14 protein-coding genes are annotated in these 14,689 nt (G+C 46.6%); 11 read left to right on the top strand and 3 right to left on the bottom strand.

Features of this window, described 5'->3' with window-relative positions:
* The first annotated feature begins 9 nt into the window (after positions 1 to 9).
* The 11 genes from NYE54_RS07960 to NYE54_RS08010 all read left to right on the top strand — a co-directional run bounded on the left by NYE54_RS07960 (position 10) and on the right by NYE54_RS08010 (position 11,572).
* On the top strand, positions 10 to 1,137 hold the full coding sequence (locus NYE54_RS07960) for a DUF3880 domain-containing protein (RefSeq protein WP_339271361.1): 1,128 nt from the start codon (positions 10 to 12) through the stop codon (positions 1,135 to 1,137).
* Positions 1,138 to 1,329: 192 nt separating this feature from the next.
* Entirely contained in the window at positions 1,330 to 2,253 is a 924-nt protein-coding gene (locus NYE54_RS07965; protein ID WP_339271363.1) for a GT-D fold domain-containing glycosyltransferase, read from the top strand.
* Positions 2,250 to 3,581, top strand: a complete 1,332-nt coding sequence (locus tag NYE54_RS07970; RefSeq protein WP_339271365.1) for a glycosyltransferase family 2 protein — start codon at positions 2,250 to 2,252, stop codon at positions 3,579 to 3,581. The genes NYE54_RS07965 and NYE54_RS07970 overlap by 4 nt, the downstream gene beginning before the upstream one ends.
* Positions 3,582 to 3,603: 22 nt before the next feature.
* Positions 3,604 to 3,873 (top strand): hypothetical protein, encoded by a 270-nt coding sequence (locus NYE54_RS07975; protein ID WP_339271367.1) that lies wholly within the window; start codon positions 3,604 to 3,606, stop codon positions 3,871 to 3,873.
* Position 3,874: 1 nt separating this feature from the next.
* Positions 3,875 to 5,077: a glycosyltransferase gene (locus NYE54_RS07980; protein WP_339271368.1), complete on the top strand. Its 1,203-nt coding sequence runs from the start codon at positions 3,875 to 3,877 to the stop codon at positions 5,075 to 5,077.
* A gap of 22 nt (positions 5,078 to 5,099) precedes the next feature.
* Positions 5,100 to 6,128, top strand: a complete 1,029-nt coding sequence (locus NYE54_RS07985) for a glycosyltransferase (protein WP_339271369.1) — start codon at positions 5,100 to 5,102, stop codon at positions 6,126 to 6,128.
* 27 nt (positions 6,129 to 6,155) lie between these two features.
* Positions 6,156 to 7,289: a DegT/DnrJ/EryC1/StrS aminotransferase family protein gene (locus NYE54_RS07990; protein WP_339271370.1), complete on the top strand. Its 1,134-nt coding sequence runs from the start codon at positions 6,156 to 6,158 to the stop codon at positions 7,287 to 7,289.
* Positions 7,286 to 8,461, top strand: a complete 1,176-nt coding sequence (locus tag NYE54_RS07995; protein ID WP_339271372.1) for an ATP-grasp domain-containing protein — start codon at positions 7,286 to 7,288, stop codon at positions 8,459 to 8,461. Before NYE54_RS07990 ends, NYE54_RS07995 begins: the two co-directional genes overlap by 4 nt.
* A 170-nt stretch (positions 8,462 to 8,631) precedes the next feature.
* Complete coding sequence (gene rfbC, locus NYE54_RS08000) at positions 8,632 to 9,189, top strand: dTDP-4-dehydrorhamnose 3,5-epimerase (RefSeq protein ID WP_339271374.1); 558 nt, start codon at positions 8,632 to 8,634, stop codon at positions 9,187 to 9,189.
* 6 nt (positions 9,190 to 9,195) lie between these two features.
* Positions 9,196 to 10,182 carry a dTDP-glucose 4,6-dehydratase gene (rfbB, locus tag NYE54_RS08005; protein WP_339271375.1) on the top strand — a complete coding sequence of 329 codons (987 nt, stop codon included), beginning with the start codon at positions 9,196 to 9,198 and terminating at the stop codon, positions 10,180 to 10,182.
* A 217-nt stretch (positions 10,183 to 10,399) separates the two neighbouring features.
* Positions 10,400 to 11,572, top strand: a complete 1,173-nt coding sequence (locus NYE54_RS08010; protein WP_339271377.1) for a YhcN/YlaJ family sporulation lipoprotein — start codon at positions 10,400 to 10,402, stop codon at positions 11,570 to 11,572.
* A gap of 96 nt (positions 11,573 to 11,668) precedes the next feature.
* Here NYE54_RS08010 and nagA read toward each other — a convergent pair whose 3' ends face one another.
* From nagA to NYE54_RS08025, 3 genes are read right to left on the bottom strand one after another with little or no spacing between them, the layout of a single operon-like run.
* A complete protein-coding gene (nagA, locus tag NYE54_RS08015) occupies positions 11,669 to 12,856 on the bottom strand; it encodes an N-acetylglucosamine-6-phosphate deacetylase (RefSeq protein WP_339271379.1) in 1,188 nt (395 codons plus the stop codon).
* Positions 12,853 to 13,581, bottom strand: coding sequence for a glucosamine-6-phosphate deaminase (gene nagB / locus NYE54_RS08020; RefSeq protein WP_339271381.1), 729 nt, complete (start codon positions 13,579 to 13,581; stop codon positions 12,853 to 12,855). The genes nagA and nagB overlap by 4 nt, the downstream gene beginning before the upstream one ends.
* A 3-nt stretch (positions 13,582 to 13,584) precedes the next feature.
* Positions 13,585 to 14,460, bottom strand: coding sequence for a MurR/RpiR family transcriptional regulator (locus NYE54_RS08025; RefSeq protein ID WP_098742499.1), 876 nt, complete (start codon positions 14,458 to 14,460; stop codon positions 13,585 to 13,587).
* Positions 14,461 to 14,689: the final 229 nt, after the last annotated feature.

The raw sequence follows: 14,689 nt of genomic DNA on the forward strand, positions 1-14,689 counted from the left end.
CATGACTGCATGAGAATAATGAATGATCATTTGTTGCTTCAGGGAGAGGAACAATCGGCTCACATGGAAGGATACAGAAACGGTTTTACAGAGGGGCGGAGAGAGGGGTACCGGATTGGTTTTTCCGATGCAGTTATACGATCTTTACCCAAGGAAGAGGAGCCGATCCGGGATCTCCGAATTCTCTATGTCACCACAGGCATTGGCGTTCCGTATCCTGCGCTTGATCAAGCGGTGACTGAAGCTTTAAAGGTACTGGTTCGAAGTCTTTCGGTTGCAAATCCTTCAGATGATATCGTTCTTTTGGCTAAGAAATTTCAGCCGGATCTAGTACTAGCGTTAAACGGAGTTGTTTTGGAAGCTGATACGCTCAAGGAGCTGCGGGATAGCGGATTTAAAACGGCCATTTGGTTTACTGACGACCCGTACTATACGGACTGGACGGTATCGATCGCTCCCCGTTACGATTACATTTTTACGCTTGAATCAAACTGCGTATCTTTTTATCGAGATTTAGGTTGTGAACACGTCTATCATTTGCCTTTTGCAGTCAATCCTAATGTATTTTACCCGAAGCATGTACCCACCTCATATCAAACCGATATCTGTTTTATTGGAACAGCGTATTGGAACAGAGTGGAGTTAATGGATCATCTAGCCCCGATTCTGAAAAATAAAAAAGTGGTTATCTCTGGATGGTGGTGGGACCGGATGCAGCATTACGCCCAGCTGTCTGACAAGATCAAACTCGGAGATTGGATGACGCCAGAGGATACGGCCACCTATTATAATGGTGCCAAAATTGTGATCAACCAGCACCGTTCATCAGATGATGATACGATCAATGCCAACAGTAGAAAAGTACAGGCGCTTTCCGTTAATCCCCGCACATTTGAAATATCCGGCTGTGGCACACTTCAGTTATCGGATATCCGCCATGATATGAGCCAGTTATATTCCCCAGGATCGGAGATAGAGACCTATGGTTCTTATGGTGAATTGATGGATAAAATCGACTATTATTTGCGTCATGAGGAAGAGAGACAGCGAATTGCGTTGAACGGCTTTATGAGAACAAGAAAGGATCATACCTATCATAAACGTTTAGGTTTGATGCTTCGTACTATTTTCCCCTAGTTGTCGGGTCAAAATGGATTGTTATACCCGTTTCCTAATGAATTCTAAAGAATATATTGTGCGTAAGACGGGGTGATCATCATACGGCAGCACTTGGAAAAAAAAAGAAAAAGGTTGGTAAAGAGGCGACCTAAGCGGAAGTTAACTCTTCAAAGAACAAGATCCCATGCACCAAACGAGTGCACCCAGAAATTGTTGGAGCAAGCTGCAGCTTCTTTTAATGAAGGTTTTGATACCGGCTATGACGAGGCCATGATGAGGTCGCAGCAGCATTCCGTACCCGAAACGAAGGTCAAACCAAGCTCGGGAGAGGGGTACGCGAAGGGATACTATGATGGAGGAGAAGGTATTGTGGACTCGATTCTACCGGAGCTCGAGGTTCTCCCTGAAATTTCAATTCGCCATATTATTGAAGAAGGTATGAAGCAACTGAGTTCTCAGTATTATCGTCTTATGAGCGCGGCGGAAGTTGCGGGAAGGATTAAAGAAGCTTTAGACTCAAGTTCCCCGTTGTCTGTTATCCGTTTAGGGGATGGAGAATTGCTTACGCTTGCGCAGGAAATGGTTTTGAACGAGGATGAGGTGCGGAAAGAAGGACATTTTTTAAGCTACGCCGGTGTTAGTTTACCCGATCTAATAGCAAGGGATCTGCTGGCAGCCTCTGTGAGAAATGCAGATATCGTTGGAATTCCCAAATTAAGATTGCCAAACTTCCAACCTCTGTGCTTTTCCGTGTTTAAAGCTCACGGCATTGATTATCGAAAGTTACAGCTAACCTTATCGACAGTCAACTATGCATTACATTTGGAAGGTTTGTTGCCTGGGATCCTTGCAGGACGTCGAGTTCTCGTTGTGGGCAATTCTGCTCCTGGTCTTTCACGGGTGTTGTCAGATCGCGGAATCAAGGTGACCGGCACGGTTGCTCCCGTGGAAGGAATGTACGATATTCCAAGAACAATGAATGAAATTCGAGGTCATCCATTCGACATCGCACTTGTGGGTGCCGGCATTCCGGCTGTTATCATTACAGAGCGCATAGCCTCAGAGCTCGGGAAAGTCGCCATTGATTTCGGGCATTTGGCTGATTCATTAACCAATGGAGAGTCAACCTTATGAATCAGATGAGCAATCATAAAAGAAATGGTTACAACGACGGATTTAACAAAGGATTCAATTCCGGCTACAAGGATGGATATTCCCGTGGGCGGCATGTGGGAATAACCCAATTCACAAATGTCTTCCAAGGTACAAGTATCATTGTGCCGACCTATAATCAGCTTGACTATTTAAAAGAATGCATTGAAAGTATCCTCCACTATACTGATGCGCCGTATGAACTCATTATTATTGATAATGCATCTGATGACGGTACAGCAGAATTTCTCAAATCCTCCCAAGGACTCCGCTTTCAAATTAATGAAGAAAATTTAGGCTTTGCAGGTGCTGTCAATCAGGGACTTATGATGGCAAAAGGAACAACGTTGATGATCTTAAATAATGATTCCGTAGTAACGACCAACTGGCTCTCGAATTTGCTCAACTGTTTGCAAAGCGACTCACGGTTCGGAATTGTCGGACCGGTGACAAATTATATCAGCGGAGATCAACTGATCCATGTTAGCTACCAAGATATAGCTGAGATGCAGCAATTCTCCAAATCATACAATCAATCTAATGCGAACAGCTGGATCGCGACAGAACGATTGACGGGTTTTTGCATGTTGATTCGGCGAGATGACTTTAACCGATTGGGTTTTTTTGACGAAGGTTTTGAGATTGGAAACTGTGAAGACGACGATTATGGGCTGCGTGCCCGGCTTCTTGGCATGCAGCTAGTTATAGCAAAGGATACGTTTATTCATCATTACGGCAGCGTCAGTATGAAGACGTTAAATTCCAAATTCGAACAAGTGTATGCAAATAATCTTACGTTCTACTCCAGTAAATGGGGAGATCCCCATGATATGTTGTCCCTGAAGTGGCAGCAAAACATGAACAGCACGATAAAGCTGCGTACCATTGATTTGTATCCGACATGTATCTTCGTGAGAGGCGCCAGTTCGAAAACGTATTGGATAGAGAACGGGATCAGGTATCCGGTTCATGGTGCCAGCGGAATTCAGCCAGTCCGAGTTTCACAGGTTGATCTGCGTTGCTGGCCGCTTGGGGATGGTATTTCTGCGGAGGACGCCATTGGGCGTGTGAAGACTGTATATTTCTCATCGGATTCATGGGAGCAAGAAGGCAGGCTGATCAAACTTAAGAATGACAGTGTATATCAGTACAAGGGGAAGAGACTGCACCGATTCATGAATCGGCTCGCAGTGGCTGCTTGGCACCTTGATTCTTACGAGCCATTGCTAGTGAACGAGCAAGAGGTTCAGAAATATGAGGAGGAAGCTCCGATCATTTCTCCTCCGGTAATTAAGGCAGATAACATTTAATAAAGAGCAGAGGGTGAGATGGATGAAAGCACGGAGAAAAAATGGCGGTGTATCGCTCAGATTGAAAAGAAAAGGTATCCGTGGAAGAGGTTTAAGAGGTAAGGGGATAAATAGAGCTTCTGGAGGAAAGAGAAGGAGGGGGCCGGGAAGAATAGCTCCGGTTCAAAATGCAGTCGACTATAACCAATCCTATGATGCGGGGTTTGACAAAGCGTATAACGAAGGATTTAACGTTGGTTATGCGGAGGGTATGGAGGCCGGTCATCAAGAAGCTTATAAAGGAGAAGGATAAGATGGCTTTAAGAAAAAAAACAAGGCCTCGAAAGCGAGTTGGAAAAGGAAAACGCCGACCTGTTCGTCTTAGCGCATATCAAATAGGGAGTATGGATGGTTTTCAGCGAGGAAAAGAGGAAGGTTTTGCACAAGGGCGTGCGGAAGCCCAGAAAAGGTCTCATAACGCTGTGGCCGTTATCGAGTCGGAGCTGCCAAAGATGGATGTTCTCGTTATCGCGGCAGGCATGATACCTTCGCTTGAAATCGGCGTTATTCAGCCCCTTAGTGCACTGAAAAAACAAGAGAATCTGCAATTCGACGTGAAATTGGAAACCGATGTGACCCATGAAATGGTTGCTGCCGCAAACACGATCGTATTTGTTCGTAATGTTGAGCCAGCTGCTTATGCATTACTGGAGATGGCCCATCAGCTGAAAAAAAGGACGGTATATGTTATTGATGATAATTTCTTGGAGATTCAGCCGACGACTTCAGTCGGGGAATATTATAACGATCCGATCCGAAGAGAGACGTTTATTAAGTTTTTGAAAAACACGCAAATCATTAAAGTAGATGCGCCTGATCTCGGCACCTATATTCATGAGCGATACAATAGACATGTCATTTATTTTCCTGCCAGCATTGATTTTGAGTGGCTGGATCAGAACGACAGGGGAGATAAGAGTCAGGAGCAAGTTGTCATCGGTTATGCAGGAGGGGACAAAGAGGAAGATTTCGTTCCCGTCATTTCCGCTCTGAACAAAATTCTGGATTACTACGGGGGATTTGTGAGACTGGAATTTTTTGGCTACCTTCCGCCTTCATTGGCGGAACATCCAAGCGTTAAGTATGAAGGCGGGGGGATGGAATACAAGGAATTCATGAAGAAATTAAATCAAAGCAACTGGAACATCGGAATTGCGCCCCTCGCTAACAATTCATTTAACAAAGGCAAAACGAATACGAAATTCCGTGAATACGGCGCCTGCGGTATTCCGGGTATATACTCGAAGTCTCCTGTTTATATGCATTGGGTCGAGCAAGGGGAAACAGGCTACCTAGTTGAGCATAACGAGGAGCATTGGTATGAGGGAATCAAGGCCATGATCGAAGATCCAGAGATGCGGCAGCGAATCAAGGAGAATGCGCAAAGGGCAGCTCGGCAGCATTTTGCACTTCAGACATGCATCGATAACTGGAAGAAATTCATATTCAAAACGTAAAATCGGGGGAGAGAGCGGGAACATGGGGAAAAGAGGGGATATAAACGTTCTCATCATCGGATCGGATAAAATCGCTTCCTATAAAATCGGCATTGAGCAGCCGCTTCGCCATCTGCAGAAGATGGGAGTCTGCGAATTTGACGTCAGATCCGATAATGAGATGGACAGATCAAGGCTAGCTGATGCGGATATCGTGCTCTTCTTCCGAACGGTTCAGCCTGAAGCATATAAGTTTCTGGAAATGGCCCGGGAGATGGGAAAAAAAACGGTGTACGTGATCGACGACCATTTTATTGCGATGTCTCCGGGGTCGGATATGGGAAGATATTATCATGATTCCTCACGAAGAAAGACGTATGTTAAATTTCTGAAAAACGCCCAAATCGTAAAGGTTGCTTCCGGTTTTTTTGCCAAACATCTTGATACGCATTTTAGTCCCCAGAAAATCGTCTATTTTCCGGGAAGCGTTGATTTCGCTGCTATCTCCGGGTTAAGAAAGAACCGCAAGGAAGAAGGTAAAGTTGTGATCGGGTATGAAGGCGGAAAAAAACAGGCGGCTTTTGAACCGGTTACCAGTGCATTGATTAAAATCATCGGGAAATATGGGGATAAAATCAGAATGGAGTTCTGCGGGTATGTTCCTGATGAACTCAGAGAGAAGCCACAGGTCTATACGGAATCTTATGACGAGAACTATAAAAAATTTCTGAAACGCCTCTATCAGTCAAACTGGGATATCGGGTTGGCTCCGTTGGAACGAACGCTGCTGCATGATTGCAAAAGCAACAATAAATTCCGAGAATATTCCGCCTGTAGGATTCCGGGAATTTATACTTCCTCTCCAGCTTACGAAGAATGGGTAACCGGAAAGGAAAACGGTCTGATTGTTTCCAGTACTGGTGATGATTGGTATGAAGCTATGGTCCAACTGATAGAGCAACCGGAACTGCGCCAGAGCATTGCAGAACATGCCGAACAAGTAGCATGGGCGAATTTTTCAGTGGAAGCTTGCGCCGAACGATGGCGTTCACAAATTCTAATGTCGGAATGACGAGGGATTATGAAAGGAGAGGTTCACTTGGACCATAAGCTGATACCCGTTCTTCAACCGAGTATAGGTCAAGAGGAGATCGACGCTGTGGCAGATGTTTTACGGTCAGGATGGCTTGGACTTGGCCCCAAAACGGAACAGTTCGAGCAGGAATTTGCCAAGTATGTCGGCAGCCGTTTCGCGGTTGCGCTAAATTCTGGTACGGCCGCGCTCCATCTGGCCATGGACATTTTGGGTATTGGGCCGGGTGACGAGGTCATCGTGCCTTCCATCACGTTCATATCCACTGTCCATGCGGTTAGTTATGTGGGAGCAACGCCGGTTTTTGCGGATATTGAACCCGATACGATGAACATATCACCGGAAGATATCAAACGGAAGATAACAGATAAAACCAAGGCAATTATCGTCGTTCACATGGGCGGGCATCCCTGCGATATGGATACTATCCATGAGTTGGCGCATGCCAATGGAATCAAGGTAGTAGAAGATGCTGCGCATGCATGCGGTGCCGAATATAAAGGCAAAAAGATCGGCTCGATCAGCGATATTACCTGCTTCAGTTTTCACGCAGTCAAAAATTTGACGAGTGGTGAAGGCGGGGCGATCACCTGCAATACAGAGTGGATGAATCGTAAGCTGCGTGAGAAGCGGTGGGTTGGTATCTCCCGGGATACGTGGATACGATCGTCGCATGAAAAGGTGTATGCATGGCAGTATTTCGTTGATGACGTAGGGTATAAATATCATATGAATGATATGCAGGCTGCCATCGGGCTCGTTCAGTTAAAAAAGCTGCACCAACTGAACGGAAGACGAAAGGAAATAGCGGCTCACTACCAATCCGAATTAAATGACTTGGAATGGCTGGAACTTCCTCAGGAACAAATGTATGCTCATAGCTCCTGGCATTTGTTCCAAGTTAAATTCAGCAAAGAAAACTCGAGAGATCGCATGATTGGCCACTTGCAGGAACACAATATCGCGACGGGTGTTCATTACTATCCATGTCACCTGCATCCTAGCTACCTGCATTTAAAAGCCATCGTGCCGCTATCCTCAGAGATCTGGAAAAGAATTCTAACTCTTCCCATTCATCCGAATATCACAGAAGAGGATATGGATCGGATCATAACCCGTATAAGGGAGTTTAAGCCATGAGAAAACTGTTGGTTCTAGGTGCAGGAATCTCTCAGCTTCCATTAATCGAAACTGCGAAAAGAATGGGGTTGTACGTCATTGTTGTGAGCCGCTATGGAAACTACCCGGGATTTGCCCAGGCTGACAAGTTTTATTATGAGGATACAACCGATATGGATAAGGTAGTTGAAATCGCCCGTCTTGAAGGAATTCATGGAATCTGTACAACGGGGACGGATGTGGCCGTCAAGTCGATTGGCAAAGTAGTGGATGAATTGGGAGTAAGCGGATTGAGTTATGAATCCGCTCTACTCTCCTCAAATAAATGGAAGATGAAACAGGCTTTTATGAAACATGGCGTACGAACGGCCCGATTTCTGAAAGTCCAAACCTTGCAGGAAGCTTACAGCGCTTTCGAAGTATTGTCGCCGCCGCTTATCTTTAAGGCAGTGGACGGGGGAGCAAGCAAGGGAATTGTGAAGGTTGCGGATATCGCCCATGTGGAATACGCATTTGAAACCGTGCGCAAGGATACGAAACTGGATTTTTTCATCGTTGAAGAGTTTATTGAAGGAACCGAGTTCGGCGCACAGGCATTCGTTTACGATAACCAAATTCAATTCATCATGCCGCACGGGGATTTCGTCTTTTATGGGGATACCGGTGTTCCCATCGGTCATTATGTCCCATATGAATTGCCCGAAGAAGTGCAGCAGGATCTGTTTTCCCAGTTGAAACAAAGTATCGAAGCGCTGAAATTAAATCATTGCGCAATCAATGCGGATTTTATTTTGAAAGACGGGCATGTGTATGTTCTTGAAATCGGAGGCAGAGCAGGAGCTACATGCTTACCCGAACTGGTGTCCACTTTCTATGGATTCGATTACTATGAGCAGATCATCAAGGCTGCTCTTCGTATGAATCCGTCATTTCCCTCTCATACTTCACAGCCTTGTGCGTGTGAACTACTGATCTCCGATAAAGATGGGGATATTACTGGACTTGAGAACGGAAATGATCAGCATGAGAATATTATTCAAATATCATTTGATTATCATATAGGCGAGAAGGTAAATAAATTCAGGGTTGGCACAGACCGAATCGGCCAGATCATCGTGAAAGGGGACCGTTTGGAAGAAGTGCTAAGCCTGCTGGAAGAAGTTAAAGAGAAGATAAGAATCGACTTAGGATAGATCTCATATATATCATATCGAAATCTCGATCTGCAGCAGCGATCGGGATTTTTACATGGGGGAGAGCATTGCCTATATCCTAATTTGGGATTAGACATATAAATAATTGAGAGAGCGGCAACCGACGTTTTCGGTAAAGCTCTCTCTAATCCATGTACCGGAGGCAGCAGATGAAAATCACGGATACAAAGCTCCAAGGCGTGAAACGGATTGAACCGGCCGTTCACCAAGACCATCGGGGATTTTTTATGGAAAGTTTCAATGATCGAGTTCTTAAAGGATGCGGCATTAACGACCATTTTATTCAGGACAATCACTCGATGTCACGTGAGGCGGGTGTTATTAGAGGACTGCATTACCAACTGTCTCCCGAGGGACAGACGAAATTAATCCGCGTTGTAAGCGGGGCGATCTATGATGTGGTCGTTGATATTCGGTCGGGCTCTCCTACCTATGGACAATGGCAAGGTTTTATCTTATCTGCAGCCAATTACCTTCAACTTCTCGTTCCCAAAGGATTTGCCCATGGTTTTTGTACCCTTGTTCACGATACGGAGGTCATATACAAGGTCGATGCCTACTATTCGCCAGAGCATGATCGAGGTATAGCCTGGAACGATCCGGATCTTAATATCGATTGGCCTGTGAACAAACCTGTTCTCTCAGACAAAGATTCAAAGCATCCTCGATTGGCTTTGGCAGAAAATAACTATATATACGAGGGGTGAGGTGGCATGAAGATCGTTGTCACAGGCGGTGCGGGATTTATAGGCAGTAACTTTATACGATATATGCTGTCTCAACATCCGCATGACGAATTTATTAATGTGGATTTATTAACTTATGCCGGCCATTCAGGCAATCTTATGGATGTACAGACGAATCCCCAATATCGCTTTGTGAAAGCGGACATAAGAGACCGGGCGGCAGTTGAACCGCTCTTCAAAAAGGGGGTTGATGCGGTAGTAAATTTTGCAGCTGAGTCTCATGTCGATCGAAGCATAGTGCAGCCTGAATTATTTGTCATGACGAATGTGATTGGAACTCAGACGCTCCTCGATTTGTCCAGGCAATATGGTGTCTGCAAGTTTGTTCAGGTTTCTACGGATGAAGTTTACGGAACGCTTGGAGCCAATGGATTATTTACCGAAGAATCACCGCTTCAACCCAACAGTCCTTATTCTGCAAGCAAAGCAGGCGCCGATTTGCTTGTTCGAGCTTATTATGAGACGTTTGGATTACCGATCAATATCACGCGCTGTTCAAATAATTACGGCCCATATCAGTATCCTGAAAAGCTAATACCGCTTATCATTTACAATGCTTTGCATAACAAGCCCCTTCCGGTGTATGGCGACGGTTTGAACGTTCGCGATTGGCTGTACGTAGAAGATCATTGCCGGGCAATCGATCTGGTTTTGCGCCGCGGCGTTGATGGAGAAATATATAATATTGGAGGACACAATGAAAGGAATAATTTGCAGGTCATCCGTACGATCCTGACTGAACTGAACAAACCTGAATCATTGATTCAGCACATTGAAGATCGCCTAGGACATGATCGTCGTTATGCGATTAATGCTGATAAGATAAGGAAGGAGCTTGGTTGGACTCCCCAATATAATTATGAAAGCGGCATTCGTGCGACGATCCGATGGTATCAGGACAACATAGCTTGGCTTGAACAAGTTCTAACACCGCTAGGAGAGCAAGGGGATTAAAGGGCTTGCCCTAATTTGTTTTCGTTTAGCTGAATAAGACCAAGAATTTATAATGGAATGAAACGCCGATGCTGAATGCTTTAATCGGCGTTTTTTGGTGCATTAAAGGTCTAGTTAGCATTTATCTTCCATGTTAAAACCTTTCAGCATACCACTTCTGCCGCAAGGTCATCCTATACGATGTTACTACACTCATTATAGAGATGGAGGATGAATCATGATTAAATCCAAGGCCCTCAACCTGACCGTCTCCACGGCATTGCTGCTCAGTATGGCTGCAGTAGCAGGATGCGGTAACGCCAATGACGGCAACACAACACGTACGAAAAATGTGGACGGTGGCCGTATCGGTGTGAATTCCGTACGGAACAATCAGAATGTCCGCAGCACGCAGCAGCATGACCTGACCAACCTGAAATACAGCAAGACGCTGTCGAAAAAAGTTTCGGATATCAGTGGTTTAGGTACAGCCCACGTATTCGTGACGAACCGCAATGCGTATGTCTCGCTGTCCAGGGAGGGCATGAACACCAACAACACTAATAACACGAACAACATTAATGGTCATGTGACGGGTATGAGCACGGGTGCAAATCGTGCCACTGACCGTACGATGACGGGCACAAACACAACGAATGTTAGAAATCGTACCTTCGGCACTTCAAGTACAGGCAGCGTAGGTCTTCTGCGAGGCATGGCAAATGATACAAGACGCGCAGTGGACAATACAACAGGTCTTGGCCGAACAGCCGATAACCGTGGATTTGGCGTAAATGGAACAACGACCCGTGGCGGATTTGGCGGCAGCAATTATAATACGTTAAACGGAACACGCTCAAATGGACTTATGGGTACTAACGGCACACGCACTGATGGAATTATGGGAACACGCACTGACGGACTTATGGGTACACGCACGGATGGACTTACGGGAACACGTACTGATGGACTTATGGGTACTGACGGTATACGAACCAACAGCCTTACAGGAACTAGGGGAACGACTAATAACACTTATATGGGAACAGGCATTAATGGCGTTCCTTATGGCACTTACAACAATAATAACATGGGTATGATGAGCACTCGTGAAGAGGTTCCTCAGCATGTTCGTCATGAAATTACGAGCAAGATTCGCAAAACCGCTCCACATATCAGTCAAGTATATGTTTCCACAGATGAAGGATTTTATCAGCATGCTAATCGTTTTGGAACGGACGGTCGTGCAGCGAACACGGTTGGAACGCTTTCCCGCGATTTCGGCACGTGGATTAACCGTGTATTTCCACTGAACCTTGGCGGTCGTGACGGCATGAACGATACCCGCGGCAACCTGATGAAGAATGATACGGATGACGGTTGGTTTGGCGGTAATCGTAACAGCCGGTAAAACCTCTATACCAAAAGGAGCTGCCCTTTAGGAATGAAATTATCCCTAAAAAGGCAGCTCCTTTGCTTTGTTTGCTATATGCAATCATCAATCAGATTAATGTTTGCGTTGTCCTTGAATCCAAACGCCTTGAAGCTCTAGATCACTTGTAAGCATTAGCACGTCGGCAAGCTTGCCGGCTTCAAGAGAGCCTGTAAGATCAGCGATACCGATTTTTGTGGCGGGATTAAGACTTCCGACGCGGGAAGCCTGTTCAATGCTCAATCCAACCTCTCGGACCAACAGCTGAAAGCCTTTGATCATCGTCAGCGTACTGCCAGCCAGACTGTCTCTGTTGCTCTTGAGCGTGGCGATGCCGTTCTCCACAACAACTGGCAGGTCACCCAGCGTATATTCGCCGTCAGCCATACCAGTCGCGGACATCGCATCGGTAATCAGAATCAGATTTCCGTCTTGCTTCATACGGGCCAGAATCCGAATGGCTGCGGGGTGGACATGGATACCGTCAGCGATAATCTCGCAGCTTAAGCGATCATCACTCAGCATTGCGCCCACCACGCCAGGCTTGCGGTGATGCAGTCCTGTCATTGCATTAAACGTATGCACACCATGGCTAAGACCTGCTTCCACGGCGGCCTCGACTTCCTCATAGGTGGCATCCGTATGCCCCAAGGCGGCCACGATCCCGTGGTTGTTCAGCCAAGAGACAGCCTCTAGTGCTCCCTCACGCTCCGGTGCCAGCGTCACCTGGCGAACCAGGTCAGGGTATTTAGACACCCACTCTTCCAGCCAGTCGATATTAGCATGGACGATATGCTCCGGATTTTGTGCGCCAGGCCATTTTGGACTGATAAAAGGGCCTTCCAGATGTACGCCTACCAGTCTTGTGTAAGGCATATCTTGGCTCTGGTAGTCGTTAACTTCTTGCAATACATGGTCGATGGCTGCCTTAGGGGCCGTCATCGTGGTAGCAAGCATGGCCGTAGTGCCCTGAGAGCTGTGGAACGACGTGATTTTATCCAGGACATCCTTGGTGGCATCCATGAAATCTTCACCGTTACCCCCGTGTACGTGGATATCAATAAAACCGGGAATAATGTAGCCATCCGGTTGATTGATCACTTCCGCTGCTGCCTGCTTCAGATCAGCAGGGAGCCCGGAAGTATCACCGGCGTATGAAATGCTCTCTCCTTGAATGGCCAGCACGCCGTCTTTGCAGATGCCGTTTGGCGTCAGGACTTGACCATACAGCAGTTGGACAGATTCTTTTCGTTCGCCACTCATACCAGCAGTCTCCCTGCGCCTTGATCCAGAAGGACAACCACGTTCGGATGACATTGAAGCAGCGATGCCGGACACTCTGTGGTAATCGGTCCTTTCAATGCGCGTTGAACAATTTCTGCTTTATCCTCACCGCGGACGAGAAGAAGGATTTGACGGGCTTTCATGATCGTAGCAACACCCATCGTAATCGCATGGGTTGGCACATCATCCAGGGTAGGGAAGAACCTTGCGTTGGCGTGACGTGTTTTCTCCTGCAGCTCAACCACATGCGTACCGCCGCTTAAGGATTCGCCAGGTTCGTTGAAACCGATATGTCCGTTATGTCCAAGGCCTAGAAGCTGGAGATCAACCGGGCCGAATTCTTCCAGCATTTTATCGTAATTCAAGCATTCTTCTTCCGGATTGGTGGCGTTGCCGTTTGGTACATGGGTCCGTTCGATCTGGATGTCCACATGATTAAAGAACTTCTCATTCATGAAGGTGCGGTAGCTCTCCGGATGATTCTCGGGAAGGCCTACATATTCATCCAAATTATATGTTGTGGTTTGGGCGAAGCTGACCAGGCCTTGACGATTCATTTCAATCAGCTTGTTATAGAGCCCGACCGGCGTGCTTCCTGTAGCCAGTCCCAGTGTGGCGCGCGGATTGGTGTGGAGCAGGCTGGAGATCTGGTTAGCGGCTGTTTGTACAAATTGTTCTTCATCGCTGAATGTGTAAATATTCATTGGTTATTGTCCTCCTCGGCTTTTGCGATAGTTTTGAACATTAAGATATGATTGCTCCAGACGGGGAACATACGTAGAGAAGTCCCGACTGGCCATACCCATGAACAGGATGTCAATAATGTGAAGCTGGGCGATACGCGAAGCCATGTCTCCCCGGCGCATTCCTTCCTCTAATGAAGATGAATACAGTGTGATGTCTGCCAGAGCGGAGATGGCACTGCTTCGGTACGACGTGATGCTGACCGTGAAGGCGCCGGCGTCTTTGGCACAATTCAACGCATCGATGGTCTCCGGCGTTTCGCCGGAGTATGAAACAGCCACGGCAACATCGCTTGAAGTCAGTGTGGAGGCTGATGTGATCTGCATATGCGAATCTGCAAAAGCCGTGCAGTTTTTGCCGATCCGGATCAGCTTCTGGTAGAAGTCCTGTGCCACAATGGAAGAGGTAGCCACTCCGTACAGATCAATGCGCTTCGCGCGGCATAGGGCATCCACGGCACGCTCCAGCTGACCCAAATCGAGCAGCTCTGTCGTATCCCGGATCGAAGTCAGATGATTGGATTCAATCGCCTCGACGATGCCGGCAAGCGGGTTGCCAGCAACGATATCCTGGTAGCGCGTATTTCCCGTGCGCGAAGCCATCTCGGCATGAGCGATCTCGGCGGCAAGCTTGAGCTTAAAATCAGGATACCCCTTACACTGAAAGTTCTTACAAAAACGGGTTACAGTGGCAGCGCTGACCTCACACTGCTCTGCAAGATCTTTAATGCCCATGTGCACAATCTCGGATGGAGCTGTCAAAATAAACTCTGCGAGTCGTCGTTCCTGACGGGGCAGACCTTCCTTTTCGACAGAAATAATATGCAAGATTGGTGTCATCAAAAGCCTCCTTCAAGGTTCCCGGTGAGCTTATTGCCTGGGCATAACGAATGGGATTTTCATTTTGAAAATAATTTTTAAAAACATGAAAAAATAAAGAAAATAATTTTTACACCCTCATCATAGACCAACCTACGAGAGGAAGCAAGGACAAAAATCGCCAATACGGGTCAATCGCCCAAATTGTTGGCCTCTTTCGCACCTTCCCCCCTGATCTGACATAAGATGA

The organism is Paenibacillus sp. FSL K6-1330, assembly GCF_037976825.1.
GTDB lineage: Bacteria > Bacillota > Bacilli > Paenibacillales > Paenibacillaceae > Paenibacillus_AQ.